The organism is Actinokineospora diospyrosa (genome assembly GCF_024171925.1).
Classification (GTDB): Bacteria; Actinomycetota; Actinomycetes; order Mycobacteriales; family Pseudonocardiaceae; genus Actinokineospora; species Actinokineospora diospyrosa.
Window position 1 is genome coordinate 323,106 of record NZ_JAMTCO010000003.1, and the last position, 24,979, is coordinate 348,084.

Consider the following 24,979-nt stretch of genomic DNA (forward strand, 5'->3'; position numbering starts at 1 on the left):
ACCGAGCGCGCCCGCGTCACCCGTGCCGGTTCCGCCCTGACCACCGCGGAGGGTTTGGCGCTGTTCGACGCGGCGCTCGCGGGCGCGGCCCCTCACCTCGTTGCTCTCCGTCTCGATCTGCCAGCCCAGCTAGACGGGGTTGTTCCGCCACTGTTGCGTGGCCTGGTCCGGGGACGCGCCCACCGCGCCGAAGCCGCGCCGACCGCAGGACTCGGGGCTCGGCTCGCCGCGCTGGGCGACGCCGAGCGGCGCCGTGTGTTGCTGGGTGTCGTGCGAGCCGAGGTTGCCGCTGTCCTCGGACACGGCTCGGTGGAGTTGGTGGCGGAGCACAGTTCGTTCAAGGATCTCGGGTTCGACTCCTTGACAGCCGTGGAGTTGCGCAACCAGCTCGGCGCCGCGACCGGCCTGCGCCTGCCCGCGACCTTGGTGTTCGACCACCCCTCACCGCGTGCGCTGGTCGACTTCGTGCTGCCGAAGCTGCTTGGTGTCACCGGTCCGGTCACGACCGCCGTCGCCGTGCGGGCAGTGGACGAACCGATCGCGATCGTCGCCATGAGTTGTCGTTATCCCGGTGGTGTCGACAGCCCGGAAGCCCTGTGGCGCTTGGTCGCCGCGGGCGGGGACGCGATCACCCCGTTTCCCACCAACCGCGGTTGGGACTCTGACGGGCTTTACGACCCGGACCCGGACTCGGCCGGTAAGTCCTATGTGGTCGAAGGCGGGTTCGTGCACGACGCCGACACGTTCGACCCATCGCTGTTCGGGATCTCCCCGCGTGAGGCGCTGGCGATGGACCCGCAGCAGCGGTTGATGCTGGAGTCGTCCTGGGAAGTCTTCGAGCGCGCCGGCATTGACCCGACTTCCGTGCGTGGCACCAAGACCGGGGTCTTCGCCGGGCTCATGTACCACGACTACGCCGCGACCATGCCCGTGCTGCCGGAGGGCGTCGAGGGGTACCTCGGCACCGGGACCTCCGGCAGCGTCCTGGCTGGGCGCGTCTCCTACACGTTCGGGTTGGAAGGCCCGGCGATGACCGTGGACACCGCCTGCTCCAGCAGCCTCGTCGCCCTGCACCTGGCCGCGCAGGCGCTGCGGTCGGGGGAGTGCGACATGGCGCTCGCCGGTGGGGTCACGGTGTTGTCGACCCCTGCCGTGTTCGTCGATTTCAGTCGTCAACGCGGGTTGGCGTTCGACGGGCGCTGCAAGTCGTTCGCCGCGGCGGCTGACGGGACCGGCTGGTCCGAGGGGATCGGGCTGCTGTTGGTCGAACGGCTCTCGGACGCCGTCGCCAAGGGGCACCCGGTCCTGGCGGTGGTGCGCGGGTCCGCGGTGAACCAGGACGGCGCGTCGAACGGCTTGACCGCGCCGAACGGGCCGTCGCAGGAGCGGGTGATCCGGCAGGCCGTCGCCAACGCGGGACTCACCCTGTCCGATGTGGACGCGGTTGAAGCGCACGGCACGGGAACGGTCTTGGGTGACCCGATCGAGGCGCAGGCGCTGTTGGCGACCTACGGGCAGGAGCGGGATCGGCCGCTGTGGCTCGGGTCGCTGAAGTCCAACATCGGGCACTCGCAGGCAGCGGCCGGGGTGGGTGGTGTGATCAAGATGGTGCAGGCCATGCGGCACGGTGTGCTGCCGCCGACCTTGCACGTCGACTCGCCGTCACCGCACGTGGACTGGACGTCGGGCTCGGTCGAACTGCTGACTTCCGCTGTCGCCTGGGAGAGCAACGGGCGGCCGCGACGCGCGGCCGTGTCGTCCTTCGGTGTCAGCGGCACCAACGCGCACACGGTCCTGGAGGAGTACCGGGCGCCGGTCGCCGAGGCCGTCGACGGCCCCGCGCCGTGGGTCCTCTCGGCCACCTCGACCGAGGCCCTGCGGTCGCTGGCGCGCTCACTATCCACTGTGGAAGAATCTGCGGGCGACGTCGCGTGGACGCTGGCCACTGGTCGGGCGAACCTGGACCACCGGGCCGTGGTGCTCTCACCTGCCGGGCTGGGCGCCGTCGCGAACGGGACGCCGGGGGCGATCACGGGTGTCGCCGGTCGCGGCGGGGTCGCGTTCGTGTTCCCGGGGCAGGGTTCGCAGTGGGCCGGGATGGCCGTGGAACTGCTGGGCGTCCCGGCGTTCGGGCGGGCGATCGACGAGTGCGCGGCGGCTTTGGCGCCGTACGTGGACTGGTCGCTGCGGGACGCACTCGCCGGGGAGGGGCTGGACCGGGTCGATGTCGTGCAGCCCGCGTTGTGGGCGGTGATGGTGTCGCTCGCGGCGTTGTGGCGCTCGGCGGGGGTCGAGCCTTCGGCGGTGGTCGGGCACTCGCAGGGCGAGATCGCGGCCGCGGTCGTGGCGGGGGCGTTGACCCTGGCGGACGGAGCGCGGGTTGTCGCGCTGCGCAGCCGGGCCATCGCCGAGGAGCTGCGTGGCGGCGGGATGGTGTCGCTGGCGGTGCCGGTGGCCGAGGTCGCCGACTTGATCGCCGGGTCGCCGCTGTCGGTGGCCGCAGTGAACGGACCACTGTCCACAGTGGTCTCGGGTGACGCGGGCGCTCTGGACAAGCTTTTGGTGACCTGCGAGGAGCGTGGGCTGCGAGCGCGCCGGATCCCGGTCGACTACGCGTCGCACTCGGCGCACGTGGAGCGCATCGAGCAGCGGCTGCTGCACGATCTCGCGCCCGTGTCGCCGCAGGTCGCGCGGTTGCCGTTCTACTCCGCCGTGACCGGTGACCGGATGGCCGACTTGATGGACGCGCGGTACTGGTACGACAACCTGCGCGAAACCGTCCGCTTCGAGGAAGCCACCCGTGCGCTGCTGCGGGACGGGCACACGCTGCTGGTCGAGGTCAGCGCGCACCCGGTGTTGGCGACTGGGCTGCAAGAGACGTTGGAGAGCGGCTCTGGCGCTGTCCTGGGGACTCTTAGGCGCGACGAGGGTGGGCTCCAACGGTGGTGGACTGCGCTCGCTGAGGCGTATGTGGCGGGGGTTCCCGTCGACTGGTCGTCTGTCCTGCCGCGCGGCCGGTTTGTAGAGCTGCCGACGTACCCCTTCCAGCGGACGCGGTTCTGGCCAGACCCGGTGCAGCTGCCTGGCGACGTCACGGCTGTCGGACTCGGGTTGGCGGGGCATCCGTTGCTGGGTGCCGCTGTGTCGGTAGCCGGGACGGACGATGTTGTGCTTACCGGGCGGTTGTCGTCTCGCTCGTGGTTGGCCGACCACGCCGTGCTTGGGACGGTACTTCTACCGGGCTCGGCGTTCGTCGAGTTGGCTTTGCACGCGGGCGCACAGGTAGGGCTACCGTCGCTCGCTGAGCTGACCATCGAAGCGCCGCTGGTCTTGGACGATGACGGTGTCGCGGTGCAGGTCGTCGTCTCTGGGGCGTCGGTGGCCATCTATTCGCGATCTGGTGAGAGCTGGGTCAGGCACGCGGCGGGCACGCTGGCTGAATCCACTGTTAGCGGTACCCGTCTGGACGCGTGGCCACCGTCAGCCACCCCCGTGCCATTGGGCGACTTCTACGCGGCCGCAGCCGATGCGGGCTACGGCTATGGGCCAGCCTTCCAGGGGCTGCAAGCGTTGTGGCGTGGAGACGGAGAGGTCTTCGCGGAGATTGTTGGGCCTGCCGCCGACGGGTTCGGACTGCACCCAGCGCTGCTTGACGCTGCCTTGCACGGGATCGGCGCCTTACGCGAAGACAGCGAAGACAGCGGAGTGCGGCTGCCGTTCGCATGGACGGGTGTCACGCTGCACGCGGCAGGGGCGGCCAGCCTGCGGGTTCGCCTCAGCGGTGGCGACCAGGTGCGGCTGGACATCGCCGATGGCTCCGGCTCGCCTGTGGCGACCGTGGAGGGCCTCGTGCTCCGGCCGCTCACCGCCGACCAACTGACCGCGCGGCCGTCTGACCTGCTCTATGCCATCGACTGGGTGCCTTCCGCGCCCGGCGTCGGTGCCAGGTCGTGGGCTGTGGTGGGGCCGGACCCGGACGGAGCGGCCGAGTACCTGGCTGGCGTGGTCCAGGCGATCGACTGGCACCCGGACTTCGCTGCGCTGGTCGAGGCCGTGGACGCGGGCATGCCGGTGCCGGAGGTCGTCGTGGTGGCTGGCCTGGACGTCCACGCCTTGCTGGGTACTTCGCAGGCGTTCCTGGGCGATGCGCGGTTCGCTGACGCGCGTGCTGTGGTCCTCGGTTCGGGGGCCGGACGCGGGCTGGTGCGGTCGGCCGCCGCGGAGCACCCGGGACGGTTTGTCCTGGTAGATGGGGTGGAGGGGCTCGCTGCGCTGCCCGACGAGCCAGAGGTCTCGCTGAGGTCGGGGGCGCCGTTCGTGCCCCGGTTGGTGCGGGCCAACGGTGCGCCGCGGGTGCTTGAGGGCACGGTGCTGATCACCGGTGGGACCGGCGGGCTAGGGGCTCTGCTTGCTCGGCACCTCGCTGAGCAGCACCGGGTCTCTCGGTTGCTGCTGTTGAGCAGGCGGGGCCTAGAGGCGCCGGGTGCGGCTGCCTTGGTCGCCGAGTTGGGGGTTCCCGTCGAGGTCATTGCTTGCGACGCGGCCGATCGGGACTTATTGGCCGCAGCGCTCGACGGTCACGCTGTTGACGTTGTCGTCCACGCGGCAGGGGTACTCGACGATGGCGTGCTGGAGGCTCTGACCTCAGAACGGCTGTCTTCGGTACTGCGGCCCAAGGCCGACGCGGCAGCCAACTTGGACGCCTTGCTCGCCGACGCGGAGTTTGTTCTGTTCTCCTCCGGTGCCGCTACCTTCGGCACACCAGGTCAAGCCAACTACGCCGCTGCCAACGCCTACCTTGACGATCTGGCCGCCCGGCGCCGTGAACGTGGCCTGGCTGCGGTCTCTATCGCGTGGGGGATGTGGGCGCGGGAAACCGGGATGACAGCGGGCGCGGACCGTTCCGGGCCCGCACTGTCCGATGTTGAGGGCTTGGCCCTGTTCGATGCCGCGCTAGGGGCCGATCGGGCCCACGTGGTCGCGGCGCGGATAGACCTACCGGGGCTTCGAGCGCGCGGACATGTGCCGCCCCTATTGCGCGCATTGGTGCCCACGGTCGCTCGCCGAGAACAGGATCTCGCCTCTCGGCTTGCCGGTAGGAGTACCGCCGAGCAACGGGACATCTTGCTCTCCCTGGTCCGTGACCACGCCGCCGCGATTCTCGGCCATCCCACCGGCGACGCGGTGTCCCCGGAGCGCGGCTTCACCGAGATGGGCTTCAGCTCGCTGACCGCCATCGAGCTGCGCAATCACCTCGGCGGGGCTACCGACCTGCGCTTGCCGACAACTCTGGTCTTCGACTACCCGACCCCGGCCAAGCTCGCCGACTACCTGATGGAACGCGTGGGGGTCGCAGAGACGCCATCTGTGCTCGCGCACCTGGACCAGTTGGAAGCGGACCTGACCACCGTTGACGGTGAGGTGCGCTCGCGGGCCGTGGCCCGGTTGCAGGCGGTCCTCGCCCGGTTTGACGCGCCCCAGCAGGAGGCCTCGCTCGCCGAGGCGTCCGACGAGGAGATGTTCGCCTTCATCGACAACGAGTTGGGGGCCTGATGACCTCCGCCGAGTCCACCGAGGCCAAACTCCGGGAGTACCTGCGCCGGGTCACCACCGACCTGACGCAGACCCGGCAGCGGCTGCGGCAAGTCGAACGGGAACCCATCGCCATCGTGGGGATGGCCTGCCGGTACCCGGGGGGCGTGGACAGTCCGGAAGCTCTATGGCGGCTGGTTGACGACGGGGTCGACGCGATCGGAGGGTTCCCCACCGACCGGGGTTGGGACCTTACGCCGTTCGAGCAGTCCTCCGTGGCGTTCACCCGCGAGGGGGGCTTCCTCGACGGGGTCGCGGACTTCGACCCGTCGCTGTTCGGCATCTCTCCGAACGAAGCGCTGGGCATGGACCCGCAGCAGCGGCTTGTCCTAGAGGCTTCCTGGGAAGCGATTGAGCGCGCCGGGGTAGATCCGCTCTCCCTGCGCGGCAGCCGTACCGGCGTGTTCACCGGTGTCATGTACCACGAGTACGCGGCACGCCCGTTAGACATTCCGGAAGGCGTCGAGGGGTTCCTCGGCACTGGTAGCGCGGGCAGCGTCGTGTCCGGCCGCGTCGCCTACGCACTCGGCCTTGAAGGTCCTGCTCTTAGCGTCGACACCGCATGCTCCAGCAGCCTCGTGGCGATGCACTTGGCCGCGCAGGCCCTGCGTAATGGCGAATGCTCCCTTGCTCTAGCAGGCGGCGTTTCCGTGATGGTCACGCCTAACACGTTCGTCGACTTCGGTATGTCCGGCGGGCTCGCCTCCGACGGTCGGTGCAAGTCGTTCTCCGAGTCCGCTGATGGCGCGGGCTGGGCTGAGGGCGTTGGTGTTCTCCTGCTTGCCCGGCTAAGTGACGCTGAGCGGGACGGGTTACCCGTGCTGGCGGTCTTACGAGGTAGCGCGGTCAACTCCGACGGCGCTTCCAGCGGTCTTACCGTGCCCAACGGTCCTTCGCAGCAGCGCGTCATTCGCGCCGCCCTCGCCAATGCCCGGCTCAACCCGTCGGACGTCGATGTGGTCGAGGCCCATGGCACCGGGACCTCCCTCGGTGACCCCATCGAGGCCCAAGCCGTCCTGGCGACCTACGGCCAAGACCGCGCCGAGCCGCTCTGGCTGGGGTCGCTGAAGTCGAACATCGGCCACGCCCAGTCCGCCGCGGGCGTCGCAGGCGTGATCAAGATGGTCCTGGCCCTGCGGCACGGGGTGCTCCCGCGCACGCTGCACGTCGCCGAGCCCACCAGCCACGTCGACTGGACGGCGGGCTCGGTCTCGTTGCTCACCGAGGCCCAGCCATGGCCGCACGACCCCGACCGACCCCGCCGCGCCGCGGTGTCCTCCTTCGGCGTGAGCGGCACCAACGCGCACGTGATCATCGAAGAACACCCCACCCAGCCGGATCCGTGTCAGGAGCCCACGGCTCCCGCCGTCCTCCCGTGGGTGCTGTCCGCCAAGACCGCGGCGGCCCTTCGCGGTCAAGCCGCTCGACTGCGCGCGCATGTCGGGGGTGCCGCGCTGGTCGACACCGCCCACTCGCTGGTGGTGTCACGAGCGTCCCTGGACCACCGCGCTGTCGTGCTGGGTGCTTCGCCGGAGGACTTCGGGCGCGGCCTCGACGGGCTTGCCGCCGGGCGGGAGGTGCCGGGCGTCGTGGTCCGCACCGGTGACCTCGGCCAGGGCGGCGTGGTGTTCGTGTTCCCCGGGCAGGGTGCCCAGTGGCCGGGCATGGTCGCGTCGCTGCTGGACACCGAGCCGGTGTTCGCCGACCGGATCCGCGACTGCGCCGACGCCCTCGCCCCGCACGTCGACTGGTCCCTGCCGGACGTGCTGCGCGGCCGTGGCGACCTCGACCGGGTCGACGTCGTGCAGCCGGTGCTGTGGGCGGTCATGGTGTCGCTCGCCGCGCTGTGGCGCTCGGCCGGGGTGGTGCCCGCCGCCGTCGTCGGCCACTCGCAGGGGGAGATCGCCGCCGCCGTCGTCGCGGGCGGTCTGTCCCTTGAGGACGGTGCGCGGGTTGTCGCGCTCCGCAGTCGAGCCATCGCTGAGCTGCTCGGTGCTGGTGGCATGGTCTCACTTGCTCTTGGCGAATCCGCCGCGCTTGAGCTGATCGGGCGCTGGTCCGGGGTCAGCGTCGCCGCGATCAACGGCCCTACCTCGACGGTCGTCTCCGGCGACGCCGCTGCCCTAGACGACCTCGTCGAACACTGCGCCACCGCCGGGATCCGCGCCAAACGCGTCCCGGTCGACTACGCCTCTCACTCCGCCCACGTCGACCGCCTTCGCGATCGGTTGCTCGCCGACCTCGCCCCGATCCGCCCCCGTGCCTGCGACATCCCGTTCCACTCGGCGGTCACGGCTGATCGGATCGACACCGCCGCCCTGGATGCCGAGTACTGGTTCACGAACCTGCGCGAACCCGTCCGGTTCGAGGCGACCGCGCGGGGCCTGCTCGAGGCGGGCCGCTCGCTGTTCATCGAGGTCAGCCCGCACCCGGTGCTCACCTACGGTCTCGGGGAAACCGTCGCCGACGCCGGACTCGCCGACGCCGGACTCGCCGCCGCCGTCCTCACCACCCTCCGCCGCGACGAGGGCGACACCCGTCGCTGGCTCGCCGCCCTCGCCGAAGCCCACGTCCACGGCGTCACCGTCGACTGGCGCGCCCTGAGCCGTCCCTGGGGCGGCACCCGGGTCGACCTGCCGACGTACGCGTTCGACCGCAGGCGCTTCTGGCTCAACACCCTCGCCACCACCACGCTCTCCACAACAACGCTGTCTACAACCGACAGTTGGCGCTACGAGGTGGCCTGGAGTCCCGTTGTCCTGCCCGCTGCCCCGCTCGGGCAGTGGGTCGTCGTCGTCAGGGGTGAGCAGCCTCTGGCGGTCGCGGTCGCCTCCCGGCTCGGGGCCACGATCGTCGACATCGGTGCCCTGGACCAGTTGGCGACCCTGCGGCCCACCGGGGTCTTGTCGCTGCTGGCGCTCGCGGAGGAACCCACGCCCGGGCACTCTGCCGTGCCGCAGGGCTTCGCGGACACGATCGCCCTGATCCACGCCCTGCACGCCACCAAACTCCAGATCCCGCTCTGGTGCGCGACGACCGACCCCGCCGCCCACCCGGTGCAGGCGCTGGTCGTCGGCCTCGGGCGGGTCGCCGCGCACGAGTACCCCTGGTGGGGCGGCATCGTCGACCTGCCTGCCGAGCCCGACGACCGCGCGCTCGACCACCTGGCCAGCGCGGTGGCGCAGCGCGACGAAGACCAGCTCCAGGTCCGCCCCGACGGTGTCCGGGCCGCTCGCCTGCGCCGCGCCCAGCCGCCCGCGGTCGGGCGCCGGTGGACGCCGACCGGCACGGTCCTCATCACCGGCGGCACCGGGGCCATCGGCACCCACGTCGCCCGCATGCTCGCCACCGCGGGAGTCGACCACCTGCTGCTGCTGAGCCGCCGCGGCCCCGATGCCCCCGGTGCCGCGGCACTGGCGGCCGAGCTGGTGGCCCTCGGGACTCGGGTCACCATCCGCGCCTGCGACCCCGCCGACCGCGCCGCCTTGGCCGCCGTGCTGGCCGAACACCCGCCCACCGCGGTCTTCCACGCCGCCGGGGTCGTCGACTCCAGCATCCTCGACTCGCTGACCCTCGACCGCGTCGACACCGCCCTGCGGGCCAAGGTCGCCGCCGCGATCAACCTGCACGAGCTCACCGCCGACCTCGACGCGTTCGTCCTCTTCTCGTCGCTCGCGGGCGTCTTCGGCGCCGCGGGGGAGGGCAACTACGGCCCCGGCAACGCCTTCCTCGACGCCTTCGCCCAGTACCGGCGCGCCCAAGGCCTCCCGGCGACCTCGATCGCCTGGGGCTCCTGGGACGGCGCGGGCATGGCCGAAGGCCCCATCGGCGACGCCATGGCCCGCCACGGCGTCCCCCGCATGGCGCCCGCACAGGCCCTGCGAGCCCTACGGGCGGCGATCGACAACAACGACACCGCCATCGCCATCGCCGACATCGACTGGCACACCTTCGGCTGGTTCTTCACCACCACCCGCCCCAGCCACCTGCTCGACGACCTCACCGAAACCACCCCAGCCGAGCCGGTCCGCCCCCTTGCCCACCGCCTGGCAGAGGTCTCCCCGGCAGACCGCAACCGGACCGTGCTCGCCCTGGTCCGCGAACAGGTCTCCCTGGTCCTCGGCTACGACACCCCGACGGCGGTAGAGCCCCGCCGAGCCTTCGGAGACCTAGGCCTGGCCTCCGCAGGCGCCGTCGAACTGCGCAACCGCCTCACCCTGGCCACCGGCCTCCAAATCCCCGCCACCGTCGTCTTCGACCACCCCACCCCCGCCGCCCTAGCCCGCTTCCTCACCACCGAGATCACCGCCCTCACCCCCGCCGTTGCCCCTGCGGCTCCTCCCGCCGTCGCGCCAACCAGAACTGCTGACGCAGCAACGGCCCAAGCTGGCGCATCCTCCGCTGGCTTAGCTGTCGGCGAGGCCGCCGCTCCTATCGCCGGTGCGCCGACCAACGCTTCTGACGCGGCTGTAGTCCAAGCAGTCAGGCTGTCATCGCCCGCTGCAGAAGCTGGCGTCCACCCCGAGGCCGCTGGCGTGGGTTTGGCGTCCGCCGCTGAGGTGGTCGGGCAGGTGGGGGTTGATGAGGACCCGATTGTCATTGTGGGGATGAGTTGTCGGTTCCCGGGCGGGGTTCGGTCGCCTGAGGATCTTTGGGAGTTGGTTGTCAACGGTGTGGATGCCATGACGCCGTTCCCGGATGACCGGGGGTGGGATCTCGCTGCGTTGTACCACCCGGATCCGGACAACCCCGGTACGACTTACGCCCGTGAGGGCGGGTTCATCGACGCCACCGTGTTTGACGCGGGGTTGTTCGGGATCTCCCCGCGCGAGGCGTTCGCCATGGATCCGCAGCAGCGGTTGTTGCTGGAGGCGACCTGGGAGCTGTTTGAGCGGGCGGGGATCGACCCGTTGTCGCTCAAGGGTTCGCAGACCGCGGTGTACGCGGGCACCGGCGGTCAGGACTACATGAGCTTCCTGACCGCGTCCGGCAGTGAGGGGTACCTCGCCACCGGCGGATCGCCCAGCGTGGTGTCCGGCCGGGTGGCCTACGCGTTCGGGTTGGAGGGACCCGCCCTCACCGTTGACACGGCGTGTTCGAGCAGTCTGGTCGCGCTGCACCTCGCTGTGCACGCGCTGCGGCGGGGTGAGTGCGACCTGGCGGTGGTGGGTGGGGTCACGGTGCTGTCCGGGCCGGGGATCTTCACCGAGTTCAGCCGCCAGCGGGGCATGTCCACGACCAGCCGCTGCCGGTCGTTCGCGGCCTCCGCCGACGGCGCGGGCTGGGGCGAGGGCGTCGGCGTCCTGCTGGTCGAGCGCCTGTCCGACGCCCGCCGCAACGGCCACGACGTCCTCGCGGTCGTCCGCGGGACCGCCATCAACTCCGATGGCGCCTCCAACGGCCTGACCGCGCCCAACGGCCCTGCCCAGCAGCGCGTGATCCGCGCCGCCCTGGAATCAGCCGCCCTCACCCCCACCGACGTCGACGCGGTCGAAGCCCACGGAACCGGCACCGCGCTAGGTGATCCAATCGAGGCCCAAGCCCTCCTTTCCGTTTACGGCCAGAACCGCACCGAGCCGCTGTGGCTCGGCTCCGTGAAGTCCAACATCGGCCACACCCAAGCCGCCGCAGGCGTCGCGGGCGTCATCAAGGCAGTCCTCGCCCTGCACCACGGCACCCTCCCCGCCTCCCTCCACATCGACACCCCCACCCCCCACGTCAACTGGACCACCGGCGCGGTCTCCCTCCTCACCGACACCCGCCCCTGGCCCACCGTCACCCGCCCCCGCCGCATGGCGGTGTCGTCCTTCGGCATCAGCGGAACCAACGCGCACACCATCCTGGAACAGGCCCCACCCGCCCACCCCGACCTACCCGCCCAGCCCGGCTCACCTGTTCAGCCCGGCCAGTTCGCCCAGCCCGGCCAGGCTGGCCAGCTAGGTTCGTCTGCTCAGCAAAGCGAGTCCGGCTTGCTCGACGGCCCTGGCCAGGTTCAGCAGATCGACTCGCTCGTTCAGCCCGGCCAGCCTGCTCCTTTTGGCCAGTTCGGCTCGCCTGCCCAGTCCGGCAACGCTTCCCAGTTTGGCTCGCCTGTTCAGTTCAGCGGGCTGAGCCAGCCCGGTCACTCTGGCCGACCTGTTCAAGGTGGCCAGGTCAGCTCGCCTGGTCAGGTCGGCGGGGCCGGGGTGGCGGGTAGTGGGGGCGTGGGTCCCGAGGGCGGGCAGGGGGTGCCGTTGCCGTTTGTGGTTTCGGGGGGGTCGGGGGGTGGGTTGGAGCGGCAGGTTGCGGCTTTGCGGGGGGTGGTTGGTGGAGAAGCGGATGTGGCCTGGTCGTTGGTGACTACGCGGGCGGCGTTGGGGCATCGGGCTGTTTTGGTTGGGGGGCAGTGGGTCCAGGACGTGGTTGTGCATGGGGAGTTGGCGTTCCTGTTCACGGGGCAGGGGGCGCAGCGGGTGGGGATGGGGGCGGGGTTGTATGCCGCCTATCCGGTGTTCGCGGGTGCTGTTGATGCTGTGTGTGCGCGGGTTGGGCTGGATCGGCCGCTGTGGGATGCCGTTGGGGATGAGGATGTTCATCAGACGGTGTACACGCAGGCGGGGTTGTTCGCGTTGCAGGTCGGGTTGTTCAGGCTCCTTGAGTCGTGGGAGGTCGTGCCGGATGTGTTGGTTGGCCACTCGATCGGGGAGTTGGCTGCCGCGCATGTGGCGGGTGTGCTGTCATTGGACGATGCCTGCGCGTTGGTGACCGCTCGCGGCAGGCTCATGCAGGCGTTGCCGACGGGTGGGGCCATGCTCGCCGTGGAGGCCGCCGAGGGGGATCTTGAGCTGGGGGCGGGGGTGGACCTCGCGGCGGTCAACGGGCCCAGTTCGTTGGTGGTGTCGGGTGATGCGGCCGCGGTGGGGGAGCACGCGGTTCGTTGGCGGGAGGAGGGGCGCAAGGTCAAGCGGCTCACGGTGTCGCACGCGTTCCACTCCCACCGCATGGAGCCGATGCTCGGCGAGTTCGCTCAGGTCGCCGAGCGGCTGACCTATCACCGTCCGAACATTCCGATCATCACCACCGCTCCTGGTTCCGTGGACAGTCCTGAGTACTGGGTCCGCCAGGTTCGCGAACCGGTTCGCTTCGCTGACGCGATCGACTCCCTCTTCGATGTCACCACCGCCATCGAGCTCGGCCCCGATGGCGTCTTGAGCGCGCTCACCCAGCAGATCAGCCCCGATGTCGTGGCGGTTCCCGCGCTCCGCCCGAACCGGGACGAACCCAGCACCCTCGTCGCGGCCTTGGCCCGCCTCCACACCCGGGGTGTCGAGGTCGACTGGCGGGCATACCTGCGCCCGTGGGCTGCCCGCCGTGTCGCACTCCCCACCTACCCGTTCGAACGCCAGCGCTACTGGCCCGACCCCGCCCCCGAGCCGTGGTTCTACCGGGTTGACTGGCAGGAACTACCCGCGGCCGGGACCGCCCTGTCCGGTCGGTGGTTGGTGCTCGGCTCCGCCGAGATCGCGTCGACTCTGGAGCGCGCGGGCGCCCAGGTCATCTCCGGACCCGCACGAGGCGGGAACGCCGACACTGAGAACGCGGGAGATCTCGACGGGGTCGTTGTCGTGGTGGACTCCGCGGCTGCGGTGCTGGACACCCTCCGGTTCACGGCGCCGGTGTGGGCGGTCACGGTCGGCGCTGTGTCTATCGGCGCTGTGTCTGTTGATGCTGTGGCTACAGATGATGCGGCGATTGATCCGCGGAAGGCCGCGGTGTGGGGAATCGGTCGGGTGGTCGCTCTCGAAGACCCCGCCGGGTGGGCCGGGTTGGTGGATGTCGCCTCGCTCGACGACTCCGGGATCGTCGCCGCGCTGCGGTCGGGTGAGCACCAGGTCGCGGTGCGGTCGGGGCGGGTGTTCGGTCGGCGGCTTCGGCGGGCGGAACGTCCGGTCAGCATGGTCTCTCCTCCGAGTGATTCATCTACCTACAAGAACACCGGAGCCCCGGCGGGTGTGGATGCCCGAAAGGGTGATGGTCGCGGGACGGTGTTGATCACGGGTGGGACGGGCGCGTTGGGCGCCCAGGTCGCCCGCTGGCTGCGCGCCCGTGGCACGACCGAGTTGGTGTTGGTGAGCAGGAGGGGGATCGCCGCCCCAGGAGCTGAGGACCTGGCCGCCGAACTCGGGGCCCAGGTTGTCGCCCTCGACTTGACCGACCGGACCGCCGTCGCTGATCTCGTCGCCCGACACCGGATCTCCACTGTCATCCACGCCGCAGGTGTTCTTGACGACGGCTTGGTCGCTGGGCTGACAGCGGAGCGGCTGGCCGTGGTGATCGACGCGAAAGCCGGGTCCGCTGAGCTACTCGACGAGCTGATCCCCGACGACGCCTTGTTCGTCGCGTTCACCTCGCTCGCGGGCGTTCTGGGCAATCCGGGCCAAGGTGCCTACGCGGCCGCGAACGCTCAAGTCGATGCGATCGTCGAGCGGCGTAAGGCAAACGGCAAGCCTGCCTTGTCGCTGGCATGGGGTGCTTGGGCAGGCGACGGGATGGCTGCTGGGTTGACTGATCGCCTTGCCCGGACCGGAATGCACCCGATGGCCGCCCCGCGCGCCTTGAAGGCGTTCGGGGATGCCTTGACTAAGCAGGGCTCTTACGTCATCGCGGATGTCGACTGGGACGTGCTAGCACCCGGATTCACCTCTGCCCGCCCGAGCCCGCTCCTGTCCGAGCTCGTTAAGAGGAGCCATAGCGTTCCTCAGTCTGCGAGCAAACCTCGCCGAGCGCGCACTGATTTGGACTCGGTGGTCGTCGAGCTGGCTGCCTCCGTCCTCGGCCATGTGGACACCACCTCCATCGAGGCAGGTCGTCCATTCCGTGATCTCGGCTTTGACTCCTTAACCGCCCTGGAGCTGCGCAACCTGCTCGCAGCCGAGATCGGGATGCCGCTTCCTGCCGGACTCGTGTTCGACCACCCCACTCCGGCTGAGCTCGCCAAGCACCTTACTGGCCTGGTCGGCAACGCAAGCACTGTCGAAGTCACCGATAGGCCTACCGAGCGCGGGGTCACGGAACCGATCGCGATCGTCGGGATGAGCTGCCGATTCCCCGGTGGTGTTGATAGCCCGGAGGCCCTGTGGGCGTTGGTGCGCGATGGTGTTGACGCCATGTCTGAGTTCCCCGACGACCGGGGCTGGGACCTCGAAGCGCTGAAGGGCTCGGCGGCGCGTGTTGGTGGCTTCCTCGACGACATCGCCAGCTTTGACGCCGGGCTGTTCGGTATCTCTCCCCGCGAAGCCCTCGCCATGGACCCACAGCAACGGTTGCTGCTTGAAGCCTCGTGGGAGGTATTCGAGCGCGCGGGCATCAACCCTCTGTCGGTGCGTGACAGCGATATCGGTGTTTTCGCAGGCACCAACGGGCAGGACTACGCGACCCTGCTCCTGGGATCTGACGCGGCCGTAGAGGGCCATCTAGGTACCGGCAACACGGCCAGCGTGCTGTCTGGCCGGATCTCATATGCCTTCGGGCTCCGCGGGCCAGCGATCACTGTTGACACTGCCTGCTCTAGCAGCCTGGTCGCGCTACACCTCGCTGCAAGGGCCTTGCGGGACGGCGAGTGCTCTATGGCACTGGCCGGTGGGATCACCGTAATGCCGCAGCCGAGCACGTTCATCGAGTTCAGCGCACAAGGCGGGCTTGCCTTCGACGGCCGGTGCAAGGCATTTGCGGAAGGTGCCGACGGGACGGGCTGGGGTGAGGGTGTTGGGGTCCTCTTGCTCACTCGCCTGTCCGATGCGGTCGCGAAGGGCTACCGGGTCCTTGCGGTTGTTCGCGGAAGTGCCGTCAACCAGGACGGCGCCTCCAACGGCCTGACTGCACCTAACGGGCCAGCGCAGCAGAGGGTTATCCGAGCGGCTCTAGAGGACGCGAAGCTCCGCCCAGAAGACGTTCATGTTGTGGAGGCGCATGGCACCGGAACTTCGCTCGGTGACCCCATCGAGGCCGAGGCGCTGCTATCCACCTACGGCCGGGATCGCCTTGACCCGCTCTGGCTTGGCTCGGTCAAGTCCAACATCGGGCACACGCAGGCGGCAGCAGGTGTCGCTGGCGTCATCAAGATGGTCATGGCGCTGCGCCACAAGGAACTGCCGAAGACCCTGCACGCTGATCGGCCGACTACTCACGTGAACTGGTCGGTGGGCTCAATCGCGCTGCTGACCGAGAACCAGCCTTGGCCGTCGGAGGACCTCCGCCGCGCGGCAGTGTCATCGTTCGGCCTTAGCGGCACTAACGCGCACACCATCATCGAGGAATACCCCACAGACGAACACAGTGCGCCTAACGATGCCCGCGAGCTGCCCTGGTTGCTGTCGGCTCGCAGTGAGCTCGCCCTGCGAGAGTTGGCTAAGCGCCTAACGAACGTCGAGGCCAACCCCGTCGATGTGGCCACCACGTTGGCTGGCTCCCGCGCTGTTCTCGAGCACCGCGCGGTTGTCATCGGCGACTACGCGGCTGGACTGGCCGCTCTTGCCGCTGGTCAGAGTTCGCCTCACCTGTTGCAGGGAGTTGTCCGCACCCCGATTGATTCCGAGGCCATCGGCGACGACCTGCTCACCCTTGCTCACGCGCACGTCGACGGCGTTCGGATCGACTGGGCCGCAAGAGCACGCGAGTGGGGTGGAAAGGTCATCGACCTCCCCACCTACGCCTTCGACCGCACGCGTTACTGGCCTGACACGGCTAAGCCGGTCTTCGCTGCGGACCCAGGGGAGCAGAGCTTCTGGGCGGCGGTAGAGCAAGAGGACGCTGCGAGCATCGCGGACACCCTCAGAGTTGACGTCGACACGCTCGCCGACTTGCTGCCCGCTCTATCGGCATGGCGCAAGGCGCGCAAAGACGAGTCGACTGTTGATTCCTGGCTCTATCGCGTCACTTGGCGCCCGGCGGAGCTGCCTGCCGTGTCTGTCGGGCCTACTGGCCGCTGGCTCATCGTCTCTGCCGGTGAGTGCCCAGACGACCTTCGCGATGCCATCCCCGGCGCGACGTTAGCGCGCCTATCCGACGGCTTGCCCAATGGCGAGTGGGATGGCGTCGTCTCGCTGTTGCCCGCTCGCGACACAGTCACCTTGCTGAACAAGGTTGACGCTCCCATCTGGGCACTCACTCGAGGAGCAGTCAGTACGGGACGCGCGGACGCCCCCGCCGACCCAGAGCAGGCCCTTCTATGGGGCCTCGGCAGGGTCGCCGCACTGGAGCACCCAGCTCGCTGGGGCGGCCTGGTAGACCTACCGACCAAACTCGACGGCCGCGCACTTACCCGCCTTAGCGCCATCTTGGGTGGCGCTCTCCCCGGTGAAGATCAGCTCGCCATTCGCCCCGCAGGGGTCTTCACCCGCCGACTCACTCGCGCGTCAGACACCTCGCGGCCGACGTGGGCCCACCGCGGGCGGGTACTCATCACCGGCGGCACGGGCGCTCTTGGCGCAGCGACTGCCCGCTGGTTGGCCGACCACGGTGTGACGGACCTGCTGTTGATCAATCGGTCCGGCGCCGCGGCTCAAGATCTGGTTGACGACCTCGCTTCTCACGGAGCCAAGGCCACTGTCGTCGGCTGCGATGTGACGGACAAGGTCGCGCTTGGCGCTCTGCTCGACGAGTACCCGGTCACCGGGGTCGTCCACGCGGCGGGCGTGGCTTCAACGGTCCCGCTGGAGTTCACCACTCCTGAGGAGTTCGACGACGCGCTAAGCGCCAAGGTCGTCGGGGCGCGCCACCTCGACGAGCTCCTCCCTGACGCCGAGTTGTTCGTCCTCTTCTCCTCGATCGCTGGAGTGTGGGGTAGTGGCGGTCAGGCCTCTTACTCTGCCGCAAACGCTTACCTTGATGCTCTCGCTGAGCGTCGCAGGGCCGAAGGCAAGGCAGGCGCTGCCATTGCCTGGGGGCCCTGGGCAGGTGCGGGCATGGCCGAGCGGGCGCATGACTATCTGCGCAAGCGCGGCATCAACCCACTGCGTCCTGAGTTGGCTGTCACGGCGCTAGCGCTGACTGAGTCGACCACTGTCGCAGACATCGAGTGGGACAGGTTCGAACCCTCTTTCACGACTGCGCGCCCCAGCCCGCTCCTGGCTGACTTCGCATCCGTCGCCGCCGATGCGCCTGTAGTCACGAGCATCGACGGCATCCGTGAACTGGTGTGCCGAGAGGTGGCTGGTGTCCTCGGCTACCCCGAGCCAGTTGACGCTGACGTGCCGTTCACCGACCTTGGCGTGGACTCACTCACCGCCGTGCAAGTACGCGACCGGATCGCGACCGCGACCGGAATCCGACTGCCTTCCACGTTGGTCTTCGACTATCCAACCCCAGACGCCGTCGCCGACGAGCTCGTGGCCCGCATCGGTGGCAGTAACGACGTCGAGGTAGCGGCAACAGTTCCGGTGACTGAGGACGCGATCGCGATCGTCGCCATGAGCTGCCGTTACCCCGGCGGGGCTACCTCGCCGGAGGCGTTGTGGGAGATCGTGTCCGGCGGCGTCGATGCCATGACCCCATTCCCCGACGACCGGGGATGGGATCTCTCGGCGGCCGGGGAGATCACCGCAGAGGGTGGGTTCGTCCTCGACGCCACTGACTTCGACGCGGAGCTGTTCGGCATCTCGCCGCGTGAAGCGGCCGCTATGGATCCCCAACAGCGCCTTTTGCTCGAATCCACGTGGGAGCTCCTAGAGCGCGCGGGCATCGCGCCGGACTCGCTGCGAGGCAGTGCTACCGGTGTGTTCGTCGGTGCGTCAGCTTCCGGCTATGGCGTGGGAGGCGCACTGCCTGCGGGCTCCGAGGGGCATGCGATGACCGGGACCTCGAATAGCGTCCTGTCGGGCAGAGTCGCCTACTCGTTTGGCTTGGAAGGGCCTGCCGTCACCGTTGACACTGCCTGTTCCAGCAGCCTTGTCGCGCTACACCTCGCCGCTCAGGCACTCAGGTCTGGCGAGTGCACGCTGGCCGTGGCGGGTGGTGTTGCGGTGATGCCGACTCCCACGGTATTCGCCGAGTTCGCCAGGCAGGGCGGGCTCGCAGCGTCTGGGCGGTGCCGGTCATTCGCCGAGGGTGCGGACGGCACTGGTTGGGGTGAGGGCGTTGGTCTGTTGCTCGTAGAGCGGCTGTCTGACGCTCAACGCAACGGCCATCAGGTCTTAGCGCTGGTCAGAGGCTCAGCGGTCAACTCGGACGGTGCTTCCAACGGCCTCACTGCCCCTAACGGCCCGTCGCAGCAGCGAGTGATCCGTGCGGCTCTTGCCAGCGCCCGGTTGACCACGTCCGAGGTGGATGCGGTCGAGGCGCACGGCACAGGGACAGCGCTGGGTGATCCGGTGGAGGCGCAGGCGTTGCTTGCTACCTACGGCCAGGATCGTGGCGAGCCGCTATGGCTGGGCTCGATCAAGTCGAACATCGGTCACACGCAGGCCGCGGCTGGTGTCGCCGGGATCATCAAGATGGTCGAGGCGATGCGCCGCGGCATGCTGCCTAAGACCCTGCACATCGACCAGCCTTCCAGTCACGTCGAATGGGATGCCGGGGCTGTGGCGCTGCTGGCTGAACCTCGCGCGTGGCCGCAGGTAGGCCGTCCGCGGCGGGCGGGCGTGTCGTCCTTCGGTATGAGCGGGACCAACGCGCACGTAGTCATCGAGGGTGTCTCAGAAGCGGCGGAGGTGCTGGAGGCCGGTGCTGCGCCGACGGTCGTACCGTGCGTGGTGGCGGGGCGCTCGGACGCTGCTCTACGGGCCCAAGCAGGACGGTTGCTCGCCGTCGCGGATGAGGACCTTGTTGGAGTTGCTCGAGCGCTGGCCATTGAACGGGCCGGGCTCCCGCACCGGGCCGTGGTCCTCGCTGGCGACGCAGTCAGCCTCCGACGCGGCCTAACCGCATTGGTCGAAGGACGCTCGGACACGGCTCTGGTCAGAGGTGTGACGAGCAAGGGTGGCTTGGCCTACCTCTTCTCAGGACAGGGTGCGCAGCGCGCAGGGATGGGCAAGGGCCTCTATGCCGCGTTCCCCGCATACGCCGACGCGTTCGACGCCGTGTGTGCGCACATAGACCTACCGTTGCACGACATCATCGACACCGAAGATGTCCACGAGGCGACATACACTCAGACGGGCCTCTTCGCCGTTGAGGTCGCCTTGTTCCGACTTCTCGAGACTTGGGGCTTCGCTCCCGACGCAGTGGCAGGCCACTCGTTCGGCGAGTTGGCGGCTGCTCACGTCGCGGGCATTCTCTCCCTAGCTGACGCGTGCGCGTTGGTGAGTGCTCGAGCGCAGTTGACGCAATCCTTGCCTGACGGCGGCGCCATGCTGGCTGTGCGCATGACTGAGGCCGAGGTCCTTACCGCGATCGACGGCCACCGTGTCGACATCGCCGCCATCAACGCCCGCGACTCGGTAGTGCTGTCCGGGGATGCCGACGTCATCGCCGAGTTGGAGGCTCTAGCACGCTCGAACGACCGCCAGGTCAAACTCCTGCGGACCGCGCGCGCATTCCACTCCCATCGCATGGAACCCATGCTGGAGCCGTTCGCTGAGGTGGCCAAGAGTGTCACCTACGGCCCCGCGCGTATCCCGGTCGTGTCGACGCTAACCGGGCAACTCGACACCGGTGACATGTCCACGCCGGACTACTGGGTCCGCCAGATCCGCTCCACGGTGCGTTTCGCCGACGCCATCAGGACTCTCCGCGCGCGGGGGGCGACTCGATTCCTGGAGATCGGCCCCGACAGCCAGCTCATCGCCCTCGCCGATCAGACCCTGACGCACCCGGGCAACGCGCGGCCCGCGACCGCCGTCGCCGCGCAACGAGCGGGTAAGGACGAGGCGGCTTGGCTGATGTCCGCCCTCGCCACGCTGCACGTCAATGGTCAGAAGGTCGACTGGACCCAGATCATGCGTGGTTGGGGTGGTCGCCGAGTCGCACTGCCCACCTACGCCTTCCAACGCAAGCGCTACTGGGTTGACGCTGTCGCTGCTCCCGTCGCCGCACAACCCGCGCCGTTCACAGCACCTGAGTCGATGTTGGAACTTGTCCAGGCCGCGACTGCGAGAGTTCTTGGTCATGCCGACCCTGGTGCCGTCGAGGTCGACCGCGAGTTCCTGGAACTGGGCTTGGACTCCCTGACCGCGTTGGACCTCCGCGCACTACTCAAGGACGAGACCGGCACTGACCTCCCCGCGAGTATCGTGTTCGACCACCCAACACCCGCTGACCTAGCCCGCCACCTCGAAGGCGCACCAGCTGATAGCGCTGCCGGGCTTCTGGAAGGTCTTTACCGCGAAGCGCTTAGGACCAGCCGTGTCTCCGACTTCCTCAAGTTCCTCGGTGACGCAGCCAAGTTCCGTCCGGCAGCCGACAGCCTTGTCGAAGTCAACACTCCGGTTCGCCGGATCACCTTGGCGACCGGCGACAACCCAGGACTCCTCCTGTGCTGTAGTGGTTTGACTGCAGGCGGTGGGCCTCACGAGTTCGCGCGCCTCGCTGCTGCGCTACGAGGCAAACGTGACGTGTCGGCCCTACCGGTGCTCGGTTACGGCCGCGACGAGCTACTCCCGGCCACCCAAGAGGTCGCACTGGACTGGCTGGCCGAGGGAGTTCCCCATGACAAGCCGGTCTTCCTCCTAGGGCACTCCGGCGGCGCTACCCTCGCGCACAGCCTTGCGACAAGGCTTGCTCAACAAGGCAGGCCACCTGCAGGACTGGTTCTTGTCGACATCTACCCACTTGACCATCCGATGATGAACGAGTGGTCCACTGAACTGTCCGAGGGCGTCTTCGAACGACGTGAGCAGTACGTGCCAATGGACGATGCCAGGCTGACCGCGATGGCCTGGTACGGCCGCCTCTTCTGGCAAGTACCGGATCCCGACCTCTCCATCCCCACCTTGCTGGTGCGGGCCACTGAACCGCTCGGCGAGGTTACCGGTGACTGGCGCAGCAGCTGGCCCACTGTGTCCACAGCGCCCGCTGTATCCACGCCATCAGCTGTATCCGCAGTGTCCACTGTGGCTGACGTATCCACAGTGGCCGCAGTGTCCATGGTGGACGTCACCGGCAACCACTTCACCATGATGTCCGAGCACGCCGGGTCGACCGCCGACGCGGTCCACCACTGGATCGCCGCGCATGTCGGCGAGCAGCCCCATGAAAGGAAGCACCAGCGATGACCGAAGTCCTGGCCCGCGCGAGCGGCGTCACCCGGCGCTACGGCGACGTGGTCGCCGTGGACAACCTCAGCGTGGAGATCCCGGCCGGGCAGCTGCTCGGTCTGCTCGGCCCCAACGGGGCGGGCAAGTCCACTCTGATCAACATGTTCGTCGGCCTGCGCAAGCCCACCTCCGGCACGGTGGAGCTGTTCGGGCACGACCCGCGCGACGTGCGGGCCCGCCGCCGGATGGGCATGACCCCGCAGGAGACCGGCATGCCGGAGACCCTGCTCGCCGGTGAGGTGATCGAGTTCGTCGCCGCGCACTACCCGAACCCGATCTCGCGCAAGGAGCTGCTGGCCCAGTTCCACCTCGAGGAGGTCGAGCGGCGCCAGACCGGCGGCCTCTCCGGCGGCGAGAAGCGCAGGCTGGCCATCGCGCTCGCCTTCGTCGGCCGCCCCGACCTGGTGTTCCTCGACGAGCCCACCACCGGCCTCGACGTCGAGGTGCGGCGGGCGCTGTGGGACGGGGTGAAGGCCTACAACGCCGCGGGCGGCACTGCGGTCATCACCAGCCACTACCTGGAGGAGATCGAGGAGCTGGCCCAGCGGGTCATCATCATCGACAACGGCCGCGCCGTCGCCGACGACAGCGTCGAGGCGCTGCGCCGGGTCAGCGGTCTGCGCAAGGTCACCATCCGGGCCATCGAGGTCCCGAGCCTGCCCGGCGTCGTCGGCGTCGAGCAGACCGGTGACCTCGTCAGCCTCATCACCGCCGACTCCGACCAGCTGGTGCGCGACCTCGTCGCCTCCGGTGCCCCGTTCGCCGACCTCGAGGTCAGCTCGGGCTCGCTGGAGGACGCGTTCCTCGCTTACACCGCCAAGGCCCCGACCGCGGCCCCCACGGCCTAGGAGACCGACGTGAACACGATCGCCGCCTACACCAAGTTCGAGATCCTGGGTGCCATCCGCATCCCGATGGTCTTCGTCGCCCTGCTGTTCCTGCCCACCGTCGGCATGCTGCTGTTCGTGGTGCCCGCCCTCGGCGACGACCCCGTCGCCGCGACGCTGAGCACCGGCTCCATGTGCCTGTTCACCGTGCTCATCATCTGTTCCGCCCAGTACGGGCTCGGTATCGCCGACGCGCGCATGAAGCCGTGGGGTGGCTACGTGCGGACGCTGCCCGGCGGCCCGGTGCCGAAGATGGTCAGCATGATCGCGATGAGCTCCGTGTTCGTGGTCGCGGGCAGCATTCCGCTCATCGCGATCGCCGTTATCGGTACCGAGGCCACCGCGTCCTTCTTAGACGTCCTGCTCGGTCTTGGCGCGCTGGTGCTGGCGGTCATCCCGTTCTCACTGCTGATGCTCGCCATCGGCTACGCGGTCAACCCGTACCTGGTCAGCGTCATCACCAGCATCGCGCCGATCATCTTGGCCTACCTGGGTGGTCTGTTCACCGACCCGAACAGCACCGGCGGCTTCACCTCCAACGTCTCGCCGTTCATCCCCACCCGGGGATCGGCCGAGTTGGTGTGGGCGGCCATCGGCGACTACACCCCGAACGCCCTGTCGATGGTGATGCTGGGTGTGTGGACCGTTGTCTTGGCCTTCCTCGCCTATAGGGCCTACCGGTCCGACGAGGGCAAACGCTTCCGCTGACCCCACTCTTGAAAGGAGGAGCACCGTGCAGTTCCGCAAGCTCAAGGTCGACGGCGCCCTGGAGTTCACCCCCAAGGTGTTCCCCGACGACCGTGGGTTGTTCCTGTCGCCCTTCCAGGAGCCCACCTTCGTGCAGGCCACCGGGCACAAGCTGTTCCCTATCGCGCAAACCAACCACAGCCGCTCCCAGCGGGGCGTAGTGCGCGGAGTGCACTTCACGCTCACCCGCCCCGGTTCGGCGAAGTACGTCTACTGCGCCCGTGGTAAGGCCATCGACATCATCGTCGACATTCGCGTCGGTTCCCCCACCTACGGTCAGTGGGACTCCGTGCTGCTCGACCAGGACGACTTCCGGGCCATGTACTTCCCGGTTGGCTGCGGGCACGCGTTCATCGCGCTCGAAGACGACACCGTGATGTCGTACATGGTGTCTAGCAGTTACGTCCCCGAGCACGAGTTGGCGCTAGCGGTGCTCGACCCTGCGTTGGGCCTGCCGATCCCTGATGACATCACTGATCCGATCATCTCCGATCGTGATCAGGTGGCGCCGACGATGACAGAGGCACGCGAGGCAGGCATCCTTCCTGAGTACGCGTTGTGCCAGGAGATCGAGCGGGAGCTCTACCGGTGAGGGTTGTCGTCCTCGGTGCGTCCGGGTTCATTGGCACTGGCATCGTCCGCGCGTTGGCCGCGCGGCAGATCCAACTGCGGTTGGTCGCCCGCCGACCAACCCCGGTGCCCGGCGACTCGGTAGCCGAGGTGGAGGTGCGGGCAGCGGACTTACGTGATGGTGTCGCCGACCATGTTGCCGACGCCGACGCGGTCGTCCACCTTGTTGCCTACACCGACGGCGGCTGGCGTGTGGCGGACGGGGACACCACTGCCGAGCGCGTCAATGTCGGCCTCCTCAATGATGTGGTCGAGGCCTTGCGATCGCGTCCGACGCCGCCAGTGGTGCTGTTCTCCGGTACCGAGACCCAGGTCGGTCTAGCTGACAGGGTGCGCATTGACGGGACAGAGGAAGACAAGCCTCTTAGCGCCTACACCCGGCAGAAGCTCGCAGCGGAGAACCTGCTGAAGGACGCCACCTCCGATGGCGTCATTCGGGGAGTGTCCTTGAGGCTGCCGACCATCTACGGCGAACAAGGCGACCGTGGCGTTGTCGCGTTCATGGCGCGTAAGGCGTTCGCGAACGAGCCTCTGACCATGTGGCATGACGGAACCGTCCGCCGTGACCTGGTGTTCGCAGATGACGTCACCGCCGCGTTTATCGCTGCTCTCGACCACGCTGATGCGCTGGCTGGACGGCACTACGTGCTCGGTAGCGGTGTCGGTGTGCCGCTGCGGAAGGTGTTCGAGTTGGTCGCCGCTGAGGTGGCCGCCGTGACCGGTCAGCCCCCGGTTCCGGTCGTGTCGGTACCCCCGCCCGGGCATATGGAGCCGACCGACCTCAAGAGCGTGGAGGTGGACGCGTCCGCCTTCCACTCGGTCACGGGCTGGACGACCCAGGTGAGCCTCGAAGAGGGGATTCGCCGCACTGTCGCTGCTGTTGCCGGAGGCTGA

The 24,979-nt window shown here is 68.8% G+C and carries 6 protein-coding genes (1 of these 6 running past the window's edge); all 6 read left to right on the plus strand.

Going from position 1 to position 24,979, the window contains the following annotated elements; translation table 11 throughout:
- Tightly spaced (at most 25 nt apart), the 6 genes in view from LV75_RS06130 to LV75_RS06155 form a layout consistent with a single transcriptional unit that may run on beyond the window.
- A protein-coding gene (locus LV75_RS06130) for a type I polyketide synthase (protein ID WP_253885668.1) crosses the window boundary here: on the plus strand, positions 1 to 5,553 show its 3' portion. 4,452 nt of this gene lie to the left of the window's left edge; 5,553 of the gene's 10,005 nt are visible here — the last part of the coding sequence; its start codon lies off the left edge, out of view; it ends in the stop codon at positions 5,551 to 5,553.
- A complete protein-coding gene (locus LV75_RS06135) occupies positions 5,550 to 21,779 on the plus strand; it encodes an SDR family NAD(P)-dependent oxidoreductase (protein WP_443612905.1) in 16,230 nt (5,409 codons plus the stop codon). Before LV75_RS06130 ends, LV75_RS06135 begins: the two co-directional genes overlap by 4 nt.
- Complete coding sequence (locus tag LV75_RS06140; protein ID WP_253885670.1) at positions 21,776 to 22,669, plus strand: ABC transporter ATP-binding protein; 894 nt, start codon at positions 21,776 to 21,778, stop codon at positions 22,667 to 22,669. The genes LV75_RS06135 and LV75_RS06140 overlap by 4 nt, the downstream gene beginning before the upstream one ends.
- Before the next feature lie 9 nt (positions 22,670 to 22,678).
- A complete protein-coding gene (locus tag LV75_RS06145) occupies positions 22,679 to 23,416 on the plus strand; it encodes a hypothetical protein (RefSeq protein ID WP_253885671.1) in 738 nt (245 codons plus the stop codon).
- A gap of 25 nt (positions 23,417 to 23,441) precedes the next feature.
- Positions 23,442 to 24,047: a dTDP-4-dehydrorhamnose 3,5-epimerase family protein gene (locus LV75_RS06150; protein WP_253885672.1), complete on the plus strand. Its 606-nt coding sequence runs from the start codon at positions 23,442 to 23,444 to the stop codon at positions 24,045 to 24,047.
- The gene (locus LV75_RS06155) at positions 24,044 to 24,979 is read left to right on the plus strand and encodes an NAD-dependent epimerase/dehydratase family protein (protein WP_253885673.1); all 936 of its coding nucleotides are present in this window, start codon (positions 24,044 to 24,046) and stop codon (positions 24,977 to 24,979) included. Before LV75_RS06150 ends, LV75_RS06155 begins: the two co-directional genes overlap by 4 nt.